Here is a 9,275-nt window from a genome sequence, read left to right on the forward strand (position 1 = left end):
AGAATCCCGAAAGTCAACGCGTCGAAGATTACATTACCGGCAAGTTCGGGTGATCAACGGTCGGAAAGCGTTGTCCAAAGGATAACACACTTACCACGAGACGCATACGACCAACCATGCCACGTGAAGGATATCAGGAACAACTCAACGAACTTCGGGAGGACGTCCTCTACATGAGTGAGGTCGTCCACGACCGTCTCCGGATCGGGCTGGACGCTCTGGAGACGAAAGACGAGGAACTCGCCCGGGAGGTCATCGAGGGCGACGAGGAGGTCAACCAGCTGTACCTCGACCTCGAACGTGAGTGCGTCAACCTGCTCGCCCTCCAACAACCCGTCGCGGGCGACCTCCGCTTCATCGCCGCCAGTTTCAAGATAATTACCGACCTCGAACGCGTCGCCGACCTGGCCGTCAACCTCGGCGAGTACGCCCTCGAGGCTGAACAGGACATGTACCCCGACGTCGACGTCCAGGCGATCGGCGATGCCGTCGTCGAGATGAACGAACAGGCGATGGAGGCCTACGCCGAAGAGGACTCAGACCTCTGTTACGCGATCGGCGACCGCGACGACGAGGTCGACACGATGTGTCAGGACGCCTCCGACATCGTCATGCGCAACCTCATCGAACGCGAGATCGACGAGGAGACGAGCGAGGCCGAGGTCGAGCAACTCATGCGGGACGTCTCTCGCCTCCTGCTGACGGTCCGTGACCTCGAACGCGTCGGCGATCACGCCGTCAACATCGCCGCTCGCACCCTCTACATGGTCGACAACGACGACGCGCTTATCTACTAAACCACCATTTTCTGCGTCGGGTTCGAGTCGCGCCGTCGGCGCGCTCGAACCACTCTCTGCTCACGGCGGCTTCGCCGCCGTTCGCACGGTCAGCGTGACCTTCGGTCCCGCTCGACTTGAAAAAGCTGGACCAAAACCATCTGCTGGCTCAGCCGACGCTCACGGTTTCACTGTTCGCGTTTCCGAGACGCTCCCACCGGTCGCGTCTCGCTGGCTTCGCCAGCAGTGAAACGGCGGCCTGGCCGCCGTACGGTTTCGGGAAGGACCCGCAGACAGTTCTATCAGCCCCAGCTATCATTCCGTTCGCCGTCAGGTTGAACCGTGAACCGAGGCTATCACCGTCAAACTGTGTCGGCAAAGCGACTCGGCCTGGCCGAGAGCGTCGCGATGGCGCTGGGCGGCATGATCGGCGGCGGGATCTACGCCGTGCTGGGCGTCGTCGCGGGGATCACCGGGCCGGCGATCTGGGTCGCCTTCGTCGCCGCCGGTGTCGTCGCACTCGCCGCAGGATACTCCTACAACGCGCTCAATCGAATTGCCGACAGAACGGGCGGCTCCGTCACGTTCGTCCAGTCGTTCGTCGGATCGAGCACGCTCGCGGGCATGATCGGCTGGACGTTGCTCGTGGGTTATGTCGGCTCGATGGCGATGTACGCCTTCGCCTTCGGCGAGTTCGCCACAGCATTCGGCGTCGTGCCGGAGACGATCGCCGGTCTTCCGAGTCGACCGACCATCTCCGTGCTCGCGGTAGCGGGATTCGTCGCGCTGAATCTGCTGGGCGCGAAAACGACCGGGGCCGCCGAGAACGTCCTCGTCGCGGCGAAGGTGGCGATCCTTCTCGCCTTCGGCGTTCTCGGAGTGGTCTACGCGTTCGTTTTCTCCGTAGAAACGACCGTCTCGACCGGTCTCGCCTCGCTCGACGGATCCGGTCCGATCGTTGCCGCTGCGGTCTCGTTCGTGGCCTTCCAGGGCTGGCAGTTGCTGTTCTACGACCAGGAGAGCATCGCCGATCCCGTGGCGACGATCCGCCGGGCCGTTTACGTCTCAATCCCGGTCGCGGTGACGATCTACGTGCTGGTCGGCGTCGTCACAGTCTCGCTCGTGCCCGGGGCACCCAGCCACCCTCACGTCGCGTTGAAGGACGCGGCCGCGCGGGCGATGACGCCCTACGGACTGGCCGGCGTGGGCGGGACCGTCCTCGCGCTGTCGGCGCTGTTCTCGACGGGCAGCGCGATCAACGCGACGCTGTTCTCGACGGCACACTTCGCGAAGGGGATGCTCCGGGAGGAGCTGCTCCCGGACGCGATCGGACAGGGCGAGGCCGACGGCGTGCCGACGCGGACGGTGCTCGTCCTCGGGGCGATCACGGCCACCTTCGCGGTCGTCGGAAGCCTCGGGGCCATCACGTCGTTCGCGTCGCTGTCCTTTCTGATCGTCTTCGGTGCGATGAGTTACCTCGCACTGTGCGAACGTGATCGCGAGTCGGTCACCCCGCTGCCGCCGCTCGTGGGGCTGGTCGGGACTGCAGCGTTCTTCCCTCTCTTGTTGTGGCACCTCTACCGCACCGAGCCCGGGACCTTCGGGACGGTCGTCATCCTCGCGGTCACGGTCGTCGCCCTCGAGGTGCTGTACTTCGAGCGGGAGTGGCTCGCAGACGAGATCGACACCGTCGAGGAGGTGACGCTGGGCGAGGGGGAGTCGCTGCCGCCGGAACCCTGAGGAGGACTCATACGGACGATTGTAGTGATGTACCGGTATCCGTCGACCCCCGGGTCGGCGTCATCCGGAAATAATCTACAATAATCCGTATCAGACGTCTTCGACGCCGGACAGACCTGTGTCCGTAATCTCGAAGCGCGCAGTGTCACCGGTGGCCTTCGCGTGGTGTTTCTCCAGGGTGGCACGACGTTTCCCGCCACGGAAGCGGTCCAGGCGGAGGATCACTGACGACCAGTGGTTGAGCGTGTGCCCGCCGAGGGCGCGTGTCCGATCGCCGTCGGGATCACTGAATACCTGGTTGGTGAACGCGACGGCGAGATCGTGCTTGCGGGCCAGACTGAGAAGGTGCGTGATCTGACGGGCGACCGCCCGCAATGCCTCGCCGTCTTCCTGTTCGGTGCGCTCCAGCCGATAGAATCCCGTGGCGCTGTCCAAAACGATCAAATCGACCTGGCTCGCGAACTCCTCGGCATCTCTCACGGCTTCTTGCTGTTCCTGGAAGGTATGGGCGTCGGTCAGGATGATCCGCGAGGCAAGGTCCGCAACCGTCCCGCGGGCCTTCGCCAGTTGCTCCATACGGTCGATCGAGACCCCTTCGGTATCGAGATACAGCGCCGACTCCCCCGCCGCCGCTGTCTCGACGGCTGCGCCCAGCGCCAGGTTCGTCTTCCCGGCCGCCGGCTGGCCGTAGATCTGCGTGACCGCACCGCGTTCGAGACCCCCACCGAGCAGGTCGTCGACGGCGTCACAGCCGGTCGAGATCGGATCGCTCACTGCTCGCGGGTTCGCAGGGTCCGTGCAAAAACCCCGCGGATCGACGGGACGGTTCGATCGCCTCGGATCGGGGTGTCCGTGCCAAACCGTGACGCCGTCGGTCGGCCGAGAGGTTAATACGGCAGGGTACCAACGATCGGGAAAGGGCCGGGACATCGATGAGCGAAGGCGAACACACGCTCGCCGACACGAAGGGCCGGTTCGTCCAGGTCGTCAAGGACGGACGGAAACTCAACGACGTCGAGTGGATTCCCGGGCGACTGGTCCTCTCGAACAAGCGACTGGTCCTGGCGAGCAACGAGGGCAAACAGACCATCCCCGTCTCGGAGATCCGGAGCATCAGGACTCGTCAGAACGTCACTGAGGCGATCGCGCAGGTCTCGGGGTACATCTCTATCCAGACTGGCCGGAACGTCCTGTTGCTCGCACCGGCGGACGAGGAAGCCTTCGCGGAGAACCTGTTCAGCGCCCGTCTCGACCAGCAGGTGGTATTGGCGAAACACCCTGCTGTGAAGGGTGGCGTCGTTCAGGACACCAGCTGGGAGAAAGCCCGAGTCAAAGTGGGCGAGGACGCCGTCGAGCTGGCGATCTCGACCGGCGAGTTTGTCGAGATCAAACTCGACGACGTGGGGACGGTCGCAGAGACCGAGCGGACGGTTATGGGCAAGGAACGATCCGTCCTCGAAGCCGAACACGCCATCAAGAGGACCAGCGTGAAGACCTACCTCTCGGGGTCGGCGAGCGACTGTTCGGTCCTGGCATCGCTGTTGCGTTCCGGTGACCAGCACGTCGAGTCGGACATCGACCTCTCCGAGGACGAACGCGAGGTGCTGATGGCGCTTTACTCGGGCGTCTCACCGTTCGAAATCCCGGACTTCGTCGGGCTCGACGTCGAGGAGGTCGAGGACATCTTTGACCGGCTAGCCGACCAGGGGGTCGTCGAGAAGGTACGAACGCGCCGGGAAGTCGGTCTCAAGCCCCGTGGGCGGTCGATCGCGAGCGAGGCCATCGCCGATCGGTAGAAGCGAAGTCAAAGCGGGAGTGCAGACCCCCTCACAGACAATCGACCTCGGCCTGTCTCGCCAATGTATGTTCGAGAAGACAGTCACTGCACGGCCGTCGCGGTCCGGGACCGTTCAGGCCAGGAGAGGGACGCGTTTGCTGACGACAGTCTCCCAGCTCGCATTCTGGATCGTGATACGACCGTCGCGCTCGGGCGCGATCGGGGTTTCCGCCTCGATCCGGCGAATGAGGAGACTAGAAAGTAAGGGACCGTTGACCGGCTCGAGTATCCGCGGAACGTCGGTCAACATCTCGTAGCCGTCACCGCCGCCGGAAACGAAGCCGTTCGTCGCGAGCGCGTAGGTTGCCTCGTGATCGACATCTTCACCGTCGATAGTCACATCAGTTATGCGATTGCCGACTTCGTTGCTCGGGTCATAAGCGTACTCCATCCCGGCGATCTGCGGGAACCGACCGGAAAGGCGTTCGACCTCGCTCACTCCGTTTTCGAGGACGGCGAGCAGCGTCTCCCCAGTGACCTCCAGAACGGTCAGCCGGTTGCCGAACGGGAAGATATTCACGATGTCACGCTGCGTTAACGCCCCGGCTTCGTACTGTGTATCCGTCCGGATACCGCCGCCGTTCATCAGTGCGACGTCGACATCGGCATCAAGATGGTTTCGCATCTTCTCGGCAACGTAGTTTCCGAGGTTGGACTCCTCGCGGCGAACAACCTTCTCGCGAGCGTCAAGAGTCGTTTCGGTGCGTCCGATTTCTTCACCGACTTCCTCCTCAAGTCGGTCCTGATAGGACCGCATGAGTTCCGCTACCTCCGAGTTGGGTTCGAGGCCCCGATCGACCTCCTCGGCCAGCGAGTGACGGGTGAACTCATGAGAGACGACCTCTCCGTCCTTGACGTTGAGGTGAAGCTCAGCGAGATATTTGAACTCGTCACCGATGATCGAGACGAGACTACCGTTGACGACCTTTGGCGTCTCGTAAGCGATTGCCGCGTGATCGCCGACATAGGCGTCGACACCGTCGACGTTCGGGGCGACCTCCTCCTCAACGACCGGACTGGCGACGTGTGAGAGAACGACCACGACATCGGCCCCCTCGTCACGCATCTTCGGGACCACGTCTTGTAGCGCCGAAGCCGGATCGAGCACCTTGGCGTTGCCTACAGTCGCGACGTTCGGCGTCTCTTCGGAGAGAATTCCCGTCAGCCCGACCGTGATTCCGTCGACCTCGGTGAGGGAGTATCGCTTTGCACCCTCCTCCTTGGCGAACACTTCTCCCGTCTGACCGTCAACCGTGTTCGCGCTGAGCCACGGGAAGTCGCTGTTTGCGACTTGCTCGCGAAAGGTGTCCGGACCCATATCGAAGTCGTGGTTCCCGAACCCATCGTAATCGAGCGAACCGGCGTTGAGAGCGTCGACAATGTGTTTCCCGTCGAAAACGGACGACAGGACTGACGACGCGAGGTCGTCACCGACGCCGAGGCGCAAGGCGGAGGGGTACTCTTCGTTGAGTTGATCCATCAAGCCAACGTAGGTGGCGATGTTCTCGGGCTCGCCGAGTTCCCCATACCGACCCTGCAAGTGTGTATCGTGAATGATTGACACCGTACCCGTCGCCGATTCAGTTTCAGTCGGCGTGTCAGTGGGGGTCTCGGTCTCAGTTTCGGTCCGTGGAGGTTCAGTGGTCTCGGAGTCGGTCGATGTCGAACAGCCAGCCAAACCGACGAGGACACCTGCTGATCCAACCGTCTTCAACACTTTTCGTCGCGAAACTGACGCGGTATCTCGTGTCACGATTGTCTTTTTATTTCTTATTCCGTATAAAAATTATTTTGGAAGTGCTCGTTTCCTGTTCTATCCGCCGATACAACTTGATCGGAAACAAATCAAAGTGATCCAAGATGGCGGTTTAGCCGTCAAAAACCGTATTAACAGGGCGGACAGTTCGTCACCCTGCCTCCGTGCAACGGATGCGTCATCCGGAGTACGATCGTGTCTTATATATTATTTCTACTTATGAAGGTCGCTCGAACGTCCGTTGCCGCTTCGAGCCGCGGCCCGTAGCCCGCGAAGCGAAACGCGGGGCAGCCCGGAAAACTGCAGACGTGACACGAAAAAGGCTCTGGCCCCATGTCACCCGATCGCCGGCGAGAGGGTTGCTGATCGGAATGATGACCCCGGGGTCACTGGTTGACGTCCTCAAGGTGTCGGTTGACGATCACGCGCCCCTTTGAGGTCAGTGCCGGCCCATCGCCGGTCGTCGTGACGAGTTCTTGACTCTCGAGGTCGTTTAACAGCATCGTCACTTCGCTGGCGTCGCGATCGACGACGTTCGCGAGCGAAACGCCCGCCATGTCGCCGGCGGAGTAGACGGCGATCAGGATCTCCTTCTCGGCGTCAGAGAGGTCGACGTCCTTGAGTTCGCCCATCAGGTCGGAATACTCTAGCCGGAGGTATCGCCCGAGCAGGGAGAGTTTCCGCGGCGAGGGGAGAGCAGCGACCGTCGTCATGGCCTGCCCGTCAGGCATGTGCCTGACCACGATCGTCGCCCGCTTGGAGCCAGCTATCTCCCTGGTATCTCTGCTGAACTCGGTCACTGCCGACAGCGAGATCGTAAAGGAATCCGACGATCGGTTGAACCGCACGCCCTTCGGTTTCAGGGCGAGTTTGGCCGGCGAGTACTCCGCGTCGGTGACGCGCCCGCCGAGTTCGGCGGGATGTTTCACGGTCGTGTCCGTGCCGTTCAGCAGCGCCTTGAACAGTACCGTCGAGAACTTCTCTATTTTCCCGTCGTCGGACTCGATCGCGGCGACGAGCCGACGGTCACCCTTCTCGAAGGCGACCGTGACCGTCGAGTCGAAGAAGTTACCCAGATCCGGCGGGACGTGGCCGACCGCGACGTCGAAGATCTTCGAGAGCGGAATCGTCGTCTTGGCCTCGTCGGCGGCCAGTACCAGTCGTTTCTGACTCAGAAGGACCCGTCCCGTCGTGGGTTCGGCCCGCGCAGTCTTCTCCGAGTTGAATTTGGCGACGAAATCGGCGATGACTGACTCCGACATGACTGGGGGCTGTCCGCCCGCCGATACGAACGGCCGAGTATTGAGGGTTTCGCGCGAATATCAATCGAGAAAACGCCCGCGGAGCTACTCCGCACCGAGAAGTTCGTCGACGTCGCCGTCGCCGTACTCGGCGATCCGGACGTTGAGCTGGCGAACCATGTCGCTTACCTCCCGGCCGCGGACGGTGACGCGCTTGCGCTGGCCGTCGCGCTCGGGATTGAAGCCCGTCCCGCCCTCGAGCAGGATCGACTTGAGGTCAGTGCCGCGGACGTCCGCCCGCAGCGGGCGCCCAGCGTCGTCGGATCCGCCGGTGAGTTCGAGCGTGAAGCCGTCGAGCCCGACCGCGCCGCCATCGACCTCGTCGCCAAGCTCGCGGCCCACGAATCGGTTGGCGTCCTGTCCCTCGACCTCGACCTGGTAGGTGTCGCCGGCCTCCGGGTCGGCCACAGCGACGGTGAAATCTGCCATACCAGTTTGAAACCGGGCGCGCTTAAAAAGCCCGTCGGAACGCCCCGATGCCGGCGTTCGTCGTCGAACCGAACGGATTTGACCACTCCCCACCACTTCCCGACATGGAACGGACGACGCGCGAACGGATCGCCGACCGGTTGTGCGAGGAGGCGCTCTCGGCGACGGCACTGGCCGCGGAGTTCTCCCTCTCGACGGCGACCACCCTGGAGCACGTCGAGCACATCGCCGCGTCGATCGAAGGAACCGACGAGCGATTGCTGGTCGCCCCGCCGGAGTGTGCCGACTGCGAGTTCACCGACTTCGACGATCGGCTGAACGTCCCGAGTCGGTGCCCGTCGTGTCATAGCGAGAACGTGACGCCGCCTGCGTTCCGAATCGAGGCAGAATAGTCGGCCCGCCGGCGCCGATCAGTAACACGTTCGCTCGACGCGCCGGTCGTACAGTCGTCCGAGCAACTCGGTGACGGGACCGCTACCGACCGATTCGCCGTCGACTGTTGGGGCGGGACGGACCTCCCAGGTCGTGTTCGTCAGGAACGCCTCGTCCGCTGATCGAAGTCTCTCCGGTCGATACGTCCCCTCCTCGACCGGCAATCCCTCCGCGCGGGCAAGTTCGAGGACGATCGAGCGGGTCACGCCGGGGAGGAGCGGCAGGTCAGTACTCGGCGTGTGGAGGACGCCGTCCGCGACGAAGAACAAGTTGCTCGTGGCCCCTTCCGTCAGATAGCCGTCGGCGTCGAGCACGAGTGCCTCGTCCGCTGGTGGCTCGTCTGTCGATCCAGCGCCGTCCCTCTCACCGCCACGGCGGAGATCCAGTCGCGCGAGGAGCCCGTTGAGGTAGTTGTGCGTCTTGGCGTCGGACGGGATCGCGCCGTCGGGGATCCGTCGCCTGTCGACGGTTGTGACAGTCGCCGGCCCGTCCCAGACAGGACTCCCGTCGAGGCCGCCGCGGGGGAGCCCCGACACCACGACGACGATCGTGGGGTCGACCCGCGGCTCGGGCGTGAGTTTCCCGGGTTGGACACCCCGGGTGATCGAGATCTTCACGTAGGCGTCGTCGAGGTCGTTGGCCGCGAGCGTCTCGTCGATCCGCTCGCGGAGATCCCACCGTGGCGGGATCGCCTCCGCGAAGCCCAGCGTTTCGCAGGTCCGTTCGAGGCGGTCGGCGTGGGCGTCCCATGCGAAGACCTCGCCGCCGTAGGCCCGCAGCGTCTCGAAGGCGGCGTCGCCGTAGGCGAACCCGCGATCCCTGACGGAAACTGTCGCTTCCTCGGCCGGGACGAGTTCGCCATCGACGTGGTACTGCACGTTTCTTCGTCTGCACGGAAAGATAAAGCCGCCTCGGTTTTCAAGGGAACAGTTTATGTAAATGGGCTCTGATGAATCGCTAAACAGCGGCGGCTTCGACCGTCAGAACTAGGGAGATGAAGCGGG

Annotated in this window: 9 protein-coding genes; 4 read left to right on the plus strand and 5 right to left on the minus strand. The window is 63.1% G+C overall.

Going from position 1 to position 9,275, the window contains the following annotated elements; translation table 11 throughout:
• Positions 1 to 116 precede the first annotated feature (116 nt).
• Positions 117 to 797 carry a phosphate signaling complex protein PhoU gene (phoU, locus tag E3374_RS16905; protein WP_136690132.1) on the plus strand — a complete coding sequence of 227 codons (681 nt, stop codon included), beginning with the start codon at positions 117 to 119 and terminating at the stop codon, positions 795 to 797.
• A 348-nt stretch (positions 798 to 1,145) separates the two neighbouring features.
• Positions 1,146 to 2,516, plus strand: coding sequence for an APC family permease (locus E3374_RS16910; RefSeq protein ID WP_136690133.1), 1,371 nt, complete (start codon positions 1,146 to 1,148; stop codon positions 2,514 to 2,516).
• Between the two features lie 90 nt (positions 2,517 to 2,606).
• On the opposite strand, the gene radB is transcribed toward E3374_RS16910, so the two are convergent.
• Positions 2,607 to 3,290 (minus strand): DNA repair and recombination protein RadB, encoded by a 684-nt coding sequence (radB, locus tag E3374_RS16915; RefSeq protein WP_136690134.1) that lies wholly within the window; start codon positions 3,288 to 3,290, stop codon positions 2,607 to 2,609.
• A 158-nt stretch (positions 3,291 to 3,448) separates the two neighbouring features.
• Here radB and E3374_RS16920 point away from each other — a divergent pair, with 158 nt between their 5' ends.
• On the plus strand, positions 3,449 to 4,312 hold the full coding sequence (locus E3374_RS16920) for a CheF family chemotaxis protein (RefSeq protein ID WP_136690135.1): 864 nt from the start codon (positions 3,449 to 3,451) through the stop codon (positions 4,310 to 4,312).
• 114 nt (positions 4,313 to 4,426) lie between these two features.
• Here the strand turns inward: E3374_RS16920 and E3374_RS16925 are convergent, their stop codons facing one another.
• The 3 genes from E3374_RS16925 to E3374_RS16935 all read right to left on the minus strand — a co-directional run bounded on the left by E3374_RS16925 (position 4,427) and on the right by E3374_RS16935 (position 7,839).
• Positions 4,427 to 5,917 (minus strand): bifunctional metallophosphatase/5'-nucleotidase, encoded by a 1,491-nt coding sequence (locus tag E3374_RS16925; protein WP_136690136.1) that lies wholly within the window; start codon positions 5,915 to 5,917, stop codon positions 4,427 to 4,429.
• Between the two features lie 578 nt (positions 5,918 to 6,495).
• Positions 6,496 to 7,371 (minus strand): CheF family chemotaxis protein, encoded by an 876-nt coding sequence (locus E3374_RS16930; RefSeq protein ID WP_136690137.1) that lies wholly within the window; start codon positions 7,369 to 7,371, stop codon positions 6,496 to 6,498.
• Between the two features lie 84 nt (positions 7,372 to 7,455).
• Positions 7,456 to 7,839: a 30S ribosomal protein S6e gene (locus tag E3374_RS16935; RefSeq protein ID WP_136690138.1), complete on the minus strand. Its 384-nt coding sequence runs from the start codon at positions 7,837 to 7,839 to the stop codon at positions 7,456 to 7,458.
• A gap of 104 nt (positions 7,840 to 7,943) precedes the next feature.
• On the opposite strand from E3374_RS16935, the gene E3374_RS16940 reads away from it, so the two are divergent.
• Positions 7,944 to 8,231 carry a transcriptional regulator gene (locus E3374_RS16940; RefSeq protein WP_136690139.1) on the plus strand — a complete coding sequence of 96 codons (288 nt, stop codon included), beginning with the start codon at positions 7,944 to 7,946 and terminating at the stop codon, positions 8,229 to 8,231.
• Between the two features lie 18 nt (positions 8,232 to 8,249).
• Here the strand turns inward: E3374_RS16940 and E3374_RS16945 are convergent, their stop codons facing one another.
• A complete protein-coding gene (locus E3374_RS16945) occupies positions 8,250 to 9,149 on the minus strand; it encodes an aminotransferase class IV (protein WP_136690140.1) in 900 nt (299 codons plus the stop codon).
• Between the last annotated feature and the right edge of the window lie 126 nt (positions 9,150 to 9,275).

Origin of the sequence: Halorhabdus amylolytica (assembly GCF_004944975.1) — an archaeon.
Classification (GTDB): Archaea; Halobacteriota; Halobacteria; order Halobacteriales; family Haloarculaceae; genus Halorhabdus; species Halorhabdus amylolytica.

Bases quoted from the DNA above. Each gene is read 5' to 3' on its own strand.
- E3374_RS16930 (WP_136690137.1), bottom strand. From the start codon at position 7,371: ATGTCGGAGTCAGTCATCGCCGATTTCGTCGCCAAATTCAACTCGGAG.
- E3374_RS16920 (WP_136690135.1), top strand. From the start codon at position 3,449: ATGAGCGAAGGCGAACACACGCTCGCCGACACGAAGGGCCGGTTCGTC.
- E3374_RS16935 (WP_136690138.1), bottom strand. From the start codon at position 7,839: ATGGCAGATTTCACCGTCGCTGTGGCCGACCCGGAGGCCGGCGACACC.
- phoU (WP_136690132.1), top strand. From the start codon at position 117: ATGCCACGTGAAGGATATCAGGAACAACTCAACGAACTTCGGGAGGAC.
- E3374_RS16940 (WP_136690139.1), top strand. From the start codon at position 7,944: ATGGAACGGACGACGCGCGAACGGATCGCCGACCGGTTGTGCGAGGAG.